Annotated in this window: 12 protein-coding genes; 3 read left to right on the forward strand and 9 right to left on the reverse strand. The window is 68.8% G+C overall.

What is annotated here, in order from left to right; all coding sequences use genetic code 11:
- Window positions 1-716: 716 nt before the first annotated feature.
- Window positions 717-1,343 (forward strand): TetR/AcrR family transcriptional regulator, encoded by a 627-nt coding sequence (locus FH610_RS02870; RefSeq protein ID WP_139572595.1) that lies wholly within the window; start codon window positions 717-719, stop codon window positions 1,341-1,343.
- 497 nt (window positions 1,344-1,840) lie between these two features.
- On the opposite strand, the gene FH610_RS02880 is transcribed toward FH610_RS02870, so the two are convergent.
- The 5 genes from FH610_RS02880 to FH610_RS02905 all read right to left on the reverse strand — a co-directional run bounded on the left by FH610_RS02880 (window position 1,841) and on the right by FH610_RS02905 (window position 5,480).
- Window positions 1,841-3,082: an RNA polymerase sigma factor gene (locus tag FH610_RS02880; protein ID WP_139572596.1), complete on the reverse strand. Its 1,242-nt coding sequence runs from the start codon at window positions 3,080-3,082 to the stop codon at window positions 1,841-1,843.
- The gene (locus FH610_RS02885; protein WP_139572597.1) at window positions 3,079-3,402 is read right to left on the reverse strand and encodes a YciI family protein; all 324 of its coding nucleotides are present in this window, start codon (window positions 3,400-3,402) and stop codon (window positions 3,079-3,081) included. Before FH610_RS02885 ends, FH610_RS02880 begins: the two co-directional genes overlap by 4 nt.
- A gap of 54 nt (window positions 3,403-3,456) precedes the next feature.
- Window positions 3,457-4,077 carry a dihydrofolate reductase family protein gene (locus FH610_RS02890; RefSeq protein ID WP_139572598.1) on the reverse strand — a complete coding sequence of 207 codons (621 nt, stop codon included), beginning with the start codon at window positions 4,075-4,077 and terminating at the stop codon, window positions 3,457-3,459.
- A gap of 231 nt (window positions 4,078-4,308) precedes the next feature.
- Window positions 4,309-4,881: a carboxymuconolactone decarboxylase family protein gene (locus FH610_RS02900; protein WP_139572599.1), complete on the reverse strand. Its 573-nt coding sequence runs from the start codon at window positions 4,879-4,881 to the stop codon at window positions 4,309-4,311.
- On the reverse strand, window positions 4,881-5,480 hold the full coding sequence (locus FH610_RS02905) for a TetR/AcrR family transcriptional regulator (RefSeq protein ID WP_139572600.1): 600 nt from the start codon (window positions 5,478-5,480) through the stop codon (window positions 4,881-4,883). The genes FH610_RS02900 and FH610_RS02905 overlap by 1 nt, the downstream gene beginning before the upstream one ends.
- Window positions 5,481-6,282: 802 nt before the next feature.
- Between FH610_RS02905 and rox the strand changes: the two genes are divergently transcribed.
- Complete coding sequence (gene rox / locus FH610_RS02915) at window positions 6,283-7,707, forward strand: rifampin monooxygenase (protein WP_205825521.1); 1,425 nt, start codon at window positions 6,283-6,285, stop codon at window positions 7,705-7,707.
- Window positions 7,708-7,889: 182 nt separating this feature from the next.
- Here the strand turns inward: rox and FH610_RS02920 are convergent, their stop codons facing one another.
- A complete protein-coding gene (locus FH610_RS02920; RefSeq protein WP_139572602.1) occupies window positions 7,890-8,651 on the reverse strand; it encodes an SDR family oxidoreductase in 762 nt (253 codons plus the stop codon).
- A gap of 242 nt (window positions 8,652-8,893) precedes the next feature.
- Between FH610_RS02920 and FH610_RS02925 the strand changes: the two genes are divergently transcribed.
- Entirely contained in the window at window positions 8,894-9,793 is a 900-nt protein-coding gene (locus tag FH610_RS02925; protein ID WP_139572603.1) for a helix-turn-helix domain-containing protein, read from the forward strand.
- Window positions 9,794-9,904: 111 nt separating this feature from the next.
- Here FH610_RS02925 and FH610_RS02930 read toward each other — a convergent pair whose 3' ends face one another.
- Genes FH610_RS02930 through FH610_RS02940 form a run of 3 tightly spaced genes read right to left on the reverse strand, consistent with a single transcriptional unit; the run spans window position 9,905 to window position 12,571 of the window.
- Window positions 9,905-10,792, reverse strand: a complete 888-nt coding sequence (locus FH610_RS02930) for an aminoglycoside phosphotransferase family protein (protein ID WP_139572604.1) — start codon at window positions 10,790-10,792, stop codon at window positions 9,905-9,907.
- The gene (locus FH610_RS02935) at window positions 10,780-11,886 is read right to left on the reverse strand and encodes a sensor histidine kinase (protein ID WP_139572605.1); all 1,107 of its coding nucleotides are present in this window, start codon (window positions 11,884-11,886) and stop codon (window positions 10,780-10,782) included. The genes FH610_RS02930 and FH610_RS02935 overlap by 13 nt, the downstream gene beginning before the upstream one ends.
- A gap of 10 nt (window positions 11,887-11,896) precedes the next feature.
- Window positions 11,897-12,571, reverse strand: coding sequence for a response regulator transcription factor (locus FH610_RS02940; RefSeq protein ID WP_139572606.1), 675 nt, complete (start codon window positions 12,569-12,571; stop codon window positions 11,897-11,899).
- Between the last annotated feature and the right edge of the window lie 115 nt (window positions 12,572-12,686).

Raw genomic sequence — 12,686 nt, forward strand, 5'->3', positions numbered from 1 at the left:
GCGACGCGTCATCAATCCAACGCCCCCAGCAACAGGAGTCACGCAGGTGGAACTCAGGTCGAATCGGTCCGGTCCCGTCCGTGTCGGCGCCAGTAGGGGCGACCAGCGCTGGTGGCGGGCGCAGTTCGATGAGTTGATGCAGTTGGTGGCGGGCCGGTTCGCCCGGGCGGCGATGTCTCGGCGCGGCTGGGCCAGTGCGGTCGTGATGGCCGCTGCCCCGACCGCCGTCCTCGTACAGCGCGATGTGCGCGGCGGCTGCGTGAAGAGGCCCGCGGACATCGCCGATCCGGGCCTCTTCGGGTCTGGCAGGTCACCGCCCGGGTGTTTCAGACATCTCAGAGAGGAGCCGACGGATCTTTCGGACGAGTCGGAGGCTGTTCACCGCAGTCTCCCACCCGAGGCCACCCGGGGTGATCTCGAGCTCGACCCGCCCTGCGCGGTGGGCGATGGTGACGTGGGCGCAGAACAGCCTATTGGAACCCCGGCCCACCAGAACCGTGTCGGCTGTGGCGGGTCGTGGCTTGGCCAGCGGCTTGCGGCTTGTGCGCAGGCCCGGGAGTACGTTGTATCCCGGGCCCAGACGAGAGCGCAGGAGGTCGGCGAGCTCCTGTCCAGTGAGATCGGATCGGTTGACGGTGAGGGTGGACATGGCAGGTCTCCGTTCGTGACCAGGACGCAGCATTAAGTGATACAAGAATGTATCAACTGAGACGGAGATGTATCAATTGAAGATGGCGGGGCAGTTCGACGAACCGTCCTCCGAGTTGCGGGTCGATGCCCGGCGCAACCAGAAGCGGATCCTGCTGGCCGCAGCCCGTCTGCTGGCCGACGACCCGGCGGCGAGCATCCAGCGCATCGCGGACGAGGCGCAACTCGCCCGGCCGACGGTCTATCGCCGCTATCCGACTCGGGAGGCGCTGATCGATGCGATCGCTCAGGAGGCGATCGGCGAGTTCGCCACGGCGCTGGATGAGGCGGGTGCGGCCGGCGAAGACACGGCGTCGACCCTCGGCCGTCTCATCCGCGCGCTGGCGCGGATCGGTGCGGATTACCCGACCGTGCTGCAGAGCGCGCATGCCCACGACACCGCTTCCCTGGTCGACCGCGTCGACGAGTTGATCGCCCGCGGCCAGGCGCAGGGCGTGATACGCGCCGACGTCACGTCAGACGTCCTGCGTCACGCGTTGTTCGGAGCGCTTTCCGCAAGCCTGCGCCTCGCCCGCGACCCGTCTGCGAGAGGCTTGACAGCTGACGAGATAGGCGCGCAGGTTGCTGCCATCATCGTCGACGGTCTGCGATCCAAACCGGCCCAGACGGCTAAGCCCGATACCTACGAACCATGACAAGGGTGCGACTCTCTTCGGCGGGTGCAGCTGTTTCGCAGGGACTGGGGTGATCACGTGGTGAGGGTGTACGCGTCCTGGTGCCGGGATCTCCTGCACCTCCACTACTCACTCACGCCCGAAGCAGGCTGAGTCTTTGTTGCGACCGTCCGTGCATGCCACCAGTGGCCCGCGAACGGGGGGATCGACGTCGACATCGTTCGGATGAGCCCGGCGGGGCTTTCCGCTCGCCGAGGAGGCCAGCCGCAGCCGGCTGCGAAGGGCCGGGCAGCGGCACGCCGCCCGAGCTGACGCGGCGCCTGCAGAGCCAGAACTGTGACGGTCTGCAGCGTGCCTCCCATCGGCCTGGCGGTGTTCGACCGGTCGGCTCTGCCCGCCGAGGCCATTGGCCGCTGCTGGTCGCAGGGCCGCTTGCTGGCGTGGCCGGCAGATGTTCCGTAAGGGGACCGCCTTACAGAACATCACCGGGCCTCCCGTGCGAGATGCGTCCGTGGGCGCTACCGCAGTTGGTCGCGGCGGCGGGTCAGGTAGGCGGTCTCGGCGGTGTTGCCTGCCAGGTCGATGGCCCGGTCGTAGGCCGCGCGCGACTGCCGGCTGTGGCCCAGCCGGCGCAGCAGGTCGGCGCGGGTGGCGTGGTAGGCGTGATAGCCGGCCAACTTGTGCTCAAGACGGTCGAGGGCCGCCAGTGCCACCTCCGGCCCGTCGAGCTCGGCGACCGCGATGGCCCGGTTGAGGGCGATGATCGGCGAGGAGTCGAGGCGGACGAGCTGGTCGTAGAGGGCGAGGACCTGCGACCAGTCGGTGTCGCGCATGTCGCGGGCGGAGGTGTGCACCGCGTTGATCGCCGCGAGGATCTGGTAGCGACCCGGAGCCACCCCGGCAGCGGCAGCGGCCAGGCGCTCGCGCACCAGCCGATGACCCTCGGCGATCAGTTCCATGTCCCAGGCGCCGCGGTCCTGCTCCGCTAGGGGGACCAGTTCGCCGCTGGCCGAGACCCGGGCGGGGCGGCGGGCCTCGATGAGCAGCATCAGCGCCAGCAGGCCGGCGACCTCACCGTCGTCCGGCAGGAGGGCACGGATCAGGCGGGTGAGCCGGATCGCCTCGATGGTCAGCTCGTGTCGTACGGGATCGGTGTCGGGGCCGCTGGCCAGGTAGCCCTCGTTGAAGACGAGGAACAGGACGGCCAGGACGCCGGCGATACGAGCCGGCAGATCGTCGGCGGACGGCATCCGATAGGGGATGCGAGCCGCTTTGATCTTTGCCTTCGCGCGGGTGATGCGCTGCCCCATGGCGCTCTCGGCCACCAGGAAGGCGCGGGCGATCTCGGGCATGGTCAGGCCGGCGACCATACGCAGCGTCAATGCCACGCGCGCTTCCATCGCCAGCGCCGGGTGACAGCAGGTGAAGATCAGCCGGAGCCGGTCGTCGTCGATGGCGCCGAGAGGCTCGGGCGGGATGTTGTCGTGCAGCATCTGAGCCTCCTTGTGCTTGTCGTCGCGTTTGTTCTCGCGCCGGATCCGGTCGATGGCTTTGCGGTTCGCGGTGGTGGTCAGCCAGGCGCCCGGGTTGGGGGGTACGCCGTCGGCCCGCCACCGCTCGACGGCGGTTGCGAACGCCTCGGCCGCCGCCTCCTCGGCGATGTCGAGGTCACCGAAGCGCCTGGTCAGGGAGGCGACCACCCGTGCCCACTCCTCATGGTGAGCCTGGGTGATCGCCTCACGGACGTCGATCCTGTTCACAGGAACGGCCGCACCTCGACTTTCCGATTGCAGGCCTTCGACCCCTCGGCTGCCAGCTTGAGCGCCACGTCGAGGTCGGCTGCCTCGATGATCCAGAAGCCGGCGAGGTACTCCTTCGACTCCAGGAAGGGCCCGTCGGCGAACATCGCCTCCCCACCCCGGTTGTCGATGACGGTGGCCGTGTCGGGCGAGGCGAGGCCGCCGGCGAAAACCCAGTGGCCCTCGGCCTGGAGCCGATCGTTGAACACGTCGATCGCAGCATCCTCGTCCGGGGTGGCGAGGCCGGCCTGATCGTGGATCACGGAAACCAGGTACTGCATCTGGAGATCCTCTCCTGTGGTGTCAAGACAGCGTGGTTCGGCGGTTCGGGCACTTCAAGCTGTTGCATACTGCGGGCGCCCGGCCGGCCGGTAGACCTGGATCGTCACGCCCTTCGAGTCGACGCGCGACTCGACCAGGTCGAGCGCGAGATCCGGGCCGGTTTCCGGGAACAGTCTCGCGCCCTGGCCGAGGATCACCGGGATCACGATCAGAGTCATCTCGTCGACCAGACCGTTCTCCAGCAGCCACCGGGTCAGGGTGCCACTGCCGTGCACCTGCAGCTCACCGCCCGGCTTGGCCTTCAGGTCCGCGACGGCGGTCACAAGGTCGTCGGACAGGACGGTGGTGCCCGACCACGCCGGATCGGCGAGTGTGCTCGATGCCACGTACTTGGGCCGTGTGTTCAACGCTCGCGCGACAGGCTCCCAGCCCGGGACATCCTGGACCGTCCAGGACCCCCACGAGCCGGCGAACAGCTCGTAGGTCCGCCGGCCGAGCAGGAACGCGTCGGCGCGCTGGTAGGTCTGGTTGATGAACGCGTGCGTCTCGTTGTCGCCCTTGCCCAGAGCCCATCCGCCGCGCTCGAATCCGTTCCTGCGGTCCTCATCCGACGCGCCGCCGTTTCCCTGCATCACTCCATCGATGGTGACCTGAGTCATGGTCGTCAGCTTCATGATCGCGGTTCCTCTGCCGTGGCGCCGCCCCCTTGCGGGCGGTCTCACCCCTGCTACGAACACCACCGCCCCGATCCGACACCGCCTCCCGAGACTTCTTTGAAAAACTTTCCGGGACGCCGCCCGACGGCAGCGAGCTACCCGAACCGCGGACCCGCTCGACGTCCCCGGCCTCGGTCGCGCTGTCAAAGGATCTGCGCAAGCGGGGCTGGAAGTTCGTCGGCCCGAGGCTCACCCCGCCCGCGTAGCGTTCGTCTCCCGCTTCCACTCCTGGCCGGCCCAGGCCGGATCCAGCGGCGTGCAGGCGATGTGGTTGGTGTAGTTCGACAGCGTCTTCATCCCCACTCCGAGCACGATGTCCAGCACCTGGCGACGGGTGTGCCCGGCGGCCAGGAACGCCTCGATCTCGGCCTCGTCCACCCAGCCGCGCTGCACCACCATCGCACGGGTCAGGCGGCGCACCGCCTCCAGCGCCTCGTCGGCAAGCGGCCGGCCCGCACGCAGGGCCTCGACCACCTCGGCCGGCACCCGGGCGCGCAGCGCCAGGGTGGAGTGCGCGGCCACGCAGTATTCACAGCCGTTGGCCACGCTGGCCGTGATCAGCACCACCTGCTTGGCCGCCGCCGGCAGCGACGACTTGCCGAACTGCTCGGCCAGCGCGTTGTAACCGGCCAGCAGCTCCGGCGACTCGGCCATCACCCCGTTCAGCGTGGTCACGAACCCCATCCGCTTCTTGGCCGCCTCCAGCATCGGCCGGGCCCCCTCGGGCGCGTCGCTCTCGTCGTAGGTGCGGAAACCGCTCATCATCTCTCCCCGGTAGTGGCAAAACCATCAAGAACGGCGCGCACGCCCGCCAGCAGGACGCCCGCCTCGGCACCGGCCCGCGAGCGCAGGTTGACCGCATAGGCCTGCAGGGTCAGCGCTTCGGCTGCTGCCCCCACATCCAGACCGGCCCGGAGCTGGCCCTTCGTACGCGCGGCCTCCAGCGCGGCGCGCATCGCGGCCCGCAGCGCATCGTGGTGGCGCTCCAGAACCTCCCGGATCTCCGACAGGCCACCGTTCGCCGTGGCGTGGGTGTTGGTGACCAGGCAGCCCCAGCGAGCGTGCACGCCCGAACATCGGGCCGCCACCAGCCGCTCGAAGAACGCGGCGATGGCCGGCAGGCCGCGACCGTCGGCGGCCAAAGCCTCGAACACCGGCCGCGACTGCCGCTCCAGGTAGCGGCCCAGCGCGGCGGCCTGCAGTTGCGCCTTGCCGCCGAAGGTCGCATACAGGCTGGAGCGGCTTAGCCCCGTCGCCGCGACGACGTCGGCGATGCCGGTGACCTCGGCCCCGCGCTGCCAGAACAGGGCCACCACCTGATCCAACGTCACCTCGGGATCGAAGTGCTTGACGTCGGGCATCTCGCCACCTCCTATCTTGGAACGACTATTCCAAGATAGGGACGGTGACACTCCAGCACAACCTCACGCAGGATCTTTCAGACATCGACGGGCCCGCGCCGCCGGCACCACCGCGCTGCGCGGGGGTCGGCACCACTCGCCGGCCGGCGGCCTCGGGTTCCGGGCGGCGGCGCAACTCGACGAAGCAGCGGGTGCCTCGTGCCGCCGCGATGGCGGTCCGCGCCTCGTTGACCACCTTTCTCGCCCGTTGCCGGCCCCTCGACGGCTCCCCCGCCATCTCGGCACAGCGCAAGGCCCGCCGCGAATACGAGACCTGCGTCAACGCTCTCGGGGCTGAAGGGCCGTCAGGACCGCAGCATCGAACGTTACGCAGAGCTACACGCCAGATCCGGTCCGCCTCGGGGCAGCCAGGATCAGGCCGTCGACTGTGACCAGCCGGGCCGCTACGCCTGATTCGCCCTGCAACCGCACGGGCCCGTTTGGAGTCGTGATCAGGGGCGGGAAAAGGAGTGGGCGGGATCGCATCGGGCTGGTAGCTTGCGGTTGACCGTGACACCGCCCGAGGAGGTGAGCCCCATGAACGCTGTATCGATGTGGGTGCTCCCCCTTCCCGTCACGGCCGGCGATTGACGTAGGTGTCGCCGGGAGCGCCTCGACAACAAGGCACTCCCGAAAGGCAACACCCATGGACTCTCTGCAGTTCCCCGCCGAGCCGCCGTCGAACGATACGGTCGAGCGCGACTTCACCGTGGGCGACGTCCCCGGGCTCCGGTCGCCGGCCTCCGACGCCGATCGCTCGTCCATGTTCGACGTGATCATTGCCGGGTGCGGGCCGACCGGTGCGACGCTGGCCGCCGAACTGCGGCTGCACGACGTGCGGGTCCTCGTCCTGGAGAAGGAGACCGAGCCCGCGTCGTTCGTCCGCATAGTCGGCCTGCACATCCGCAGCCTCGAGCTGATGGCGATGCGCGGACTGCTGGAGCGCATTCTCCCGCATGGAAGACAGCGTCCGGCCGGCGGTTTCTTCGCCGCCATCAACAAACCCGCGCCCAAAGACCTGGATTCCGCGTACGCCTATCTGCTGGGCATCCCGCAGCCGGTCGTCGAACATCTGCTGGAAGAACATGCGATCGCACTGGGTGCGCAGGTCCGGCGCGGTTGCGCGGTGGCCGGTTTCGAACAGGACGACGAGGGTGTGACCGTCGAGCTGGCCGACGGGCAGCAGCTGCGTACGCGCTATCTCATCGGCTGTGACGGCGGACGCAGCACGGTACGCAAACTGCTCGGCGTCGGCTTCCCCGGCGAGCCCGCACGCAACGACACGCTGATGGGCGAGATGCAGGTGGGCGTGTCCCAGGAGGAGATCGCCGCCACGCTGAACGGAATCCGCGAGACCCCGCTGCGATTCTGGCTCCGGCCCTTCGGCGAAGGGGTCTACAGCGTCGTCGTCCCCGCCGCGGGAGTCGGCGACCGGACGCAGCCGCCCACCCTGGAGGACTTCCAACAGCAGTTGCGCGCCGTTGCCGGAACCGACTTCGGCGTGCACTCCCCGCGCTGGATGTCCCGCTTCGGGGATGCCACCCGGCTGGCCGACCGTTATCGGGTCGGGCGGGTGCTGCTGGCCGGAGATGCGGCACACATCCATCCACCCATCGGGGGCCAGGGCCTCAACCTGGGCGTTCAGGACGCGTTCAACCTCGGCTGGAAACTGGCCGCGCAGATCCGCGGCTGGGCGCCGGACACACTCCTGGACACCTACCAGGCCGAACGTCATCCGGTCGCCGAGGACGTGCTGGACAACACCCGCGCCCAGACGGAACTGCTGTCCGCCGAACCGGGCCCGCAGGCCGTGCGCAGACTGCTCACCGAACTGATGGACTTCGACGAGGTGAACCGCCACCTCATCGAGAAGATCACCGCGATCGGCGTCCGCTACGACTTCGGCGAGGGCCCCGGCCTGCTCGGCCGCCGCCTGCGCGACATCGACCTGAAACAGGGCCACCTCTACGGTCTGCTGCATCGCGGCCGCGGCCTGCTGCTGGACCGCACCGAACGCCTGACCGCCGGCGGCTGGTCAGACCGGGTCGATTACCTCGCGGATCCCACTGCGGACCTGGATGTCCCGTGCGTCCTGCTACGCCCCGACGGCCACGTCGCCTGGATCGGCGACGATCAACAGGACCTGGACGGCCACCTCTCCCGCTGGTTCGGCAGGCCCGCCAACTGATTTCGGTCTGGTTTGACAAACGGGCACGGTTTTCCAAGATCGAAAGCGTCGGCCTGGACCGACCATCGGAAAGCCGTGCCCGTGTCGCCGTCTTCCCCGATCGATGTCGCCTCCGGCGAGTTGTCCGAGTCCGTCGCCGATGATGAGATCGCCGCGCCTCGACGCCCCGAGCGGCTGTCGTCCTACTGACGGCTTGGGAGCATCGCGAGCGCCTGCGACCGCTGGGCGACCAAATCGGCATAGGTGCCGTCGCGCTCGGCCCACCGGTGCATCAGCACGCCCTCAACGAGGATCTCGTGCGGAGTGGGGTTGGTCTGGAGCAGGTCCATCACCTCGGTGGCGAACTCGGCCAGGTCGAGCGCGCGGGGGTTGCGCTGGGCCTGCTCCGGCGTGGTGGCGACAGCCGGGGGGACGAGTTCGGACACCTCGACGCCTGTGCCGTCCAGTTGCGCGCGCAACGCCTCGGAGTAGGCGTGCACGCCGGCCTTCGAGGCTGCGTAGGTCGGCATGACCGGGAACGGCAGGAACCCGATACCCGAGGTGACCGTGATGATGCTTCCGGCGCCGCGCCCGACCAGGTGCGGGGTGAACGCGTCGATGACGCGGATGGTGCCAAGGAGGTTGGTGTCGATCATTCGCTGTGCGGCACCGAAGTGCGCGGGATCGCGCAGGTCCTCAGGGATCCCGATCCCGGACATCGTCACGATCGTGTCGAGGCCCGGGTGGCTGCGGAGGATCGCGTCGCGGGCACGGTCGACGCTGTCCTGGTCGGTCACGTCGATGGGAACGGTGTCGAGTCCCTCAGCTGCGAGTTGGCCGAGCAGGTCGGCTCGTCGGCCGCCGACGACGACGGAGCTGCCGGCCGCGGCGAAGCGGCGGGCGAGCTCGAGACCGATTCCCGAGGTGGCGCCGGCGATGAAGACGGTGCGGTTGGTGATGTCCATTGATTGCTCCTGCTCAGGGCGCGCCGGTCAGCGACTAGCCGGTGGGCGCGGTCGATGAAGTTCTGGGTTCCGGTTCCCCTCGGTCGCGTCACGCGGACGGGAAAGCCGGCCGTTGCCGCCCGCCTGGGCGCACGGCGGCACCTTCAGTGTTGATCCGTTCTCCGGCTGGAGGCAGTGCCCCCGTCTTCCGGGGTCCTGTCAGGGCCCCCTTAGCCGGGAGGGCCCGAAATACGATGGCGAATATGAGCGACGACGACCGCGCCAACCTGCTCGGCGGCTACCTGCGTGCGCGGCGGGCCCTGGTCACCCCGGAGCAGGCCGGGCTCGCGCCGGGTGCAAACCGCCGCGTTCCGGGGCTTCGCCGTGAAGAGGTCGCCATGCTCGCGGGCATCAGCGCCGACTACTACCTGCGGCTGGAGCGCGGCCGCGACAAGAATCCCTCATCGCAGGTCCTCGAGTCGCTCGCGCGGGTCCTGCACCTCGACGAGCTCGAACAGGAATACCTTCTCGGCCTGGCCGCCGCGCGCCCAAGGCCTCAGCGGCGAAGGAAGCCCGAACGTGTCCCCGCACGGTTGCACCAGCTCCTGGCGAGCCTGCAGGTTCCCGCCTTCGTGGAGGGGCGCGCGTTCGACGTGCTCGCGTCCAACCGGCTCGCGGTCGCGTTCTCTCCGCGCCTCCAGCCCGGGTACAACCGTCTGCGGTCGCTGCTGCTCGATCCCGAGGAGCAGGCGTTCCAGCAGCACTGGACGCGCTCCACGGAAGGATTCGTCGCCGCCTTCAGGAAGTCCGTCGGGGACGACATCGACAACCCGCGGTTCGTGGAACTCGTGGGCGAGCTCGCCCTGTCGAGCGAGCGCTTCCGAACCCTCTGGGCGCGCCACGACATCCGCAACCTCGAGGGCGGCACCACTACCGTGAACCATCCCGTCGTCGGTGAGCTGCGCCTGCACCGAGACAAGCTCCCTGTAGACGACCTGCTCCTGGTCCTCTACTACGCCGATCAGGGCAGCGAGAGCGACGAGAAACTACGCCTCCTCGCCTCCATGGCCCGGACAACACCCACCCGGACGGGCGCCGGATCACAAACAGCTGAACTGAACAGCCATCTCGAAACCCACGGTGACCTGACCGCTGAGCATTAGCGTGTTCCTCGACGTCGAGTTCGATCACGATCGGTCCACGCCGAGCGGCGGTCTTCCCGATGGACAAGGGAAGGCCGCCGCAGCCGCATCGTCCTCGGCGCGCAGCCGCGGTCAGTTCGCCGCCAGGACCCGTTCAAGCGTCGCGTAGCCTGCCGGTTCCCAGGTCGGTTTGCCCCCGGGCAGACCAAGCCTCCCGTTCCGGCCGATCCCGATCAGGCCCAGGGCACGCAAGACAGCCCACCCTCGGGCCCTGGCGACGGTGGCTTCATCGGCGCGCTCATAGGCGTCGAAGAACCGGTTCGCCGCGCCGGCGGGCAACAGGATCCAGGCGGCTGAAAGATCGGTCGCGGGATCGCCTGCGCACATCTCGCCGAAGTCGATCACGCCGGCGAGCATCCCGTCCCGGACGACCACGTTCGCCGGATGCAAGTCGCCATGCAGCCACAGCGGCGCGCCCTGCCAGGCGGGCGCCGCGACGGCCTTCTGCCACACCTCCCGCGCGGCGTCGGCGTCCGCGTAATCGGCAATGACCTCGAACCAGCCGTCGACACCCTTGTGCGATCCGGCCAGGGGGATGCCGCGCGTAGGGTTCGCCGGCGCGTCAGCCGGCGCCTGGTGATGCAGCGCACGAAGGAACCCAGCGAGGATCTCGGCCGCCTCGATGCGCGTGATCGGCGCGTGATCGGCCGGCTCGCCCTCGACCCAGCGCGCGATCGTCCAGGTGTGCTCGAACAGGCTCGAAGGCTTGCCGATGCGCACCGGGACGGGCGTCGGCAGCGGCAGGCGCTCGGCCAACATCGGCAGCCACGTCTGCTCCGTGAGCAGCAGAGCCGGCGCTCGCTCGGTGCGCGGCAGGCGCACGGCCAGCTCCTCCCCGAGGCGCCACTGCTGGTTGTCCCAGCCTCCGCTGACATCACGCAGCTCGAGGTCCGCGAGATCCGGATGCTGATCCCACAGCAGCGCGCGCACCAGGCCCTGCTCGAACTTCAACTCGTCCAACGATGAGCCTCCGATACTGGCATGCGCGGGCCACGCGGTTGCGGGGTGGGCAGTTGCACGACGACGCGGAGTCCGCCCCCAGGGCGCGGGACGATAGTAAGGGACCCGTCGTGCACTTGGGCGATGCGCTTGACGATTGCCAGGCCGAGGCCGACGCCTGCGTGGTCGTTGCGTATTCTGCCGGTGCCGCGCTGAAACGGTTCGGTGAGTGTCGAGACCACCTGAGGGGACAGCTTCTCGCCGCTGTTTTCGACAGTGAGCACGACGGTCCCGGGGCGGACGCCGGTCATGACCCGCACGGTGCCCTGTTCCGGCAGGTTGTGGACGACGGCGTTGTGCACAAGGTTCGTCGTCATCTGCAGCAGGAGCGCTTGCGACCCGACAGCCGGGGTCATGTCACCGGAGGTATGGATGGTGACACCGCGTTTCTCGGCGAGCGGGAGCAGTGTTTCCGTGGCCTCTTCCACGAGTAGGGACAGGTCGACAGGTTCTCGGGTGAAGGACCTCTGCTCAGCGCGGGTGAGCACGAGTAGCGCCTCGGTGAGGTCGATCGCCCGGGCGTTGACGGCGTGAAGGCGGTCGACGAGTTCGCCGTGGTCGTGTGCCGGATCATTGCGGGCCACGTCGAGAAGTGACTGCGAGATCGCCAGCGGGGTGCGTAGTTCGTGAGAGGCGTTGGCTGCGAATCTCTGCTGTTCGGCGACGTGTGCTTCGAGCCGTACGAGCATGGCGTCGAAGGCGTCGGCGAGTTCGCGGAACTCGTCCGCGCGGCCAGGCAACCGGATCCGGTGGGAGAGCGATCCGTTCGCGGCCATGCGCGTGGCGTCGGTGATGCGGGTCAGGGGGGCGAGCATGCGGCCGGCGAGAATCCATCCTCCCAGCAGGCCGAACACCAGCAGGAACGCCATCACCGCGGCCGCCGCAGGGGCGAAGGCCCCCAGGAGGAGGATGCGGTTGGGCGCCACGTAGAGAAGGGCGGGCCAGCCGTCGGGCACGTACCGCAGGAGGAACACCCACACGGCGGCGAGCAGCAACGCGCCCGCGAGCATGAGGAATCCGGCGTAGCTGAGGGTGAGCCTGAGCCGGACGCTCATCCCGCGCGCCCTATCCACCCTCGCCTCCTGCGTCGATGCGGTAACCGACGCCGGGCACGGTGGCGATGAGCCACGGTTCGCCGAGCCGTTTGCGCAGCGCCGAGACCGTGATGCGGACGGCGTTGGTGAAGGGGTCGGCGTTCTCGTCCCACGCCCGCTGCAGGAGTTCTTCCGCGCTGACGACACCGCCTTCGGCGGCGACGAGGACTTCGAGCACGGCGAACTGTTTGCGGGTGAGCGCGACGTAACGGCCGTCGCGGTACACCTCGCGGCGGAACGGATCCAACCGCAGACCTGCGATCTCTCGCACGGGTGGTCTGTTGTGGGCGCGCCTGCGGTCGAGTGCTCTGAGACGGAGCACGAGTTCTCGAAGCTCGAACGGCTTCGTGAGGTAGTCGTCGGCGCCGAGTTCGAACCCGGAGGCCTTGTCGTCGAGCCGGTCGGCAGCGGTGAGCATGAGGATGAGCATGCCGCTGCCGGATGCGACGACGCGTTTGGCGACCTCGTCGCCGGAGGGGCCGGGGATGTCGCGGTCGAGGACGGCGATGTCGTAGGCGTTGATGCTCAGCAGTTCCAGAGCGGTGTCGCCGTCACCGGCGATGTCGGCGGCGATCGCTGCCAGGCGTAGGCCGTCGCGGATGGCTTCTGCCAGGTAGGGCTCGTCCTCGACGATCAACACACGCACACTCTCGAGGCTACGAGTCGGCGCATATCGTCGGCATATCGAAAACCTCATACGTGCCGGCAACACCGCGCTGCCTTGACTGCAGGCATGGCCTACGGCGAACCAGCACGAACGA

Source organism: Microbispora catharanthi, assembly GCF_006334915.2.
GTDB classification, from domain to species: Bacteria; Actinomycetota; Actinomycetes; order Streptosporangiales; family Streptosporangiaceae; genus Microbispora; species Microbispora catharanthi.

Coding starts and splice junctions, on each gene's coding strand:
- FH610_RS02920 (WP_139572602.1), bottom strand. CDS start 8,651: ATGGACATCACCAACCGCACCGTCTTCATCGCCGGCGCCACCTCGGGA.
- rox (WP_205825521.1), top strand. CDS start 6,283: ATGTTCGACGTGATCATTGCCGGGTGCGGGCCGACCGGTGCGACGCTG.
- FH610_RS02935 (WP_139572605.1), bottom strand. CDS start 11,886: ATGAGCGTCCGGCTCAGGCTCACCCTCAGCTACGCCGGATTCCTCATG.
- FH610_RS02870 (WP_139572595.1), top strand. CDS start 717: ATGTATCAATTGAAGATGGCGGGGCAGTTCGACGAACCGTCCTCCGAG.
- FH610_RS02905 (WP_139572600.1), bottom strand. CDS start 5,480: ATGCCCGACGTCAAGCACTTCGATCCCGAGGTGACGTTGGATCAGGTG.
- FH610_RS02890 (WP_139572598.1), bottom strand. CDS start 4,077: ATGAAGCTGACGACCATGACTCAGGTCACCATCGATGGAGTGATGCAG.
- FH610_RS02925 (WP_139572603.1), top strand. CDS start 8,894: ATGAGCGACGACGACCGCGCCAACCTGCTCGGCGGCTACCTGCGTGCG.
- FH610_RS02900 (WP_139572599.1), bottom strand. CDS start 4,881: ATGAGCGGTTTCCGCACCTACGACGAGAGCGACGCGCCCGAGGGGGCC.
- FH610_RS02885 (WP_139572597.1), bottom strand. CDS start 3,402: ATGCAGTACCTGGTTTCCGTGATCCACGATCAGGCCGGCCTCGCCACC.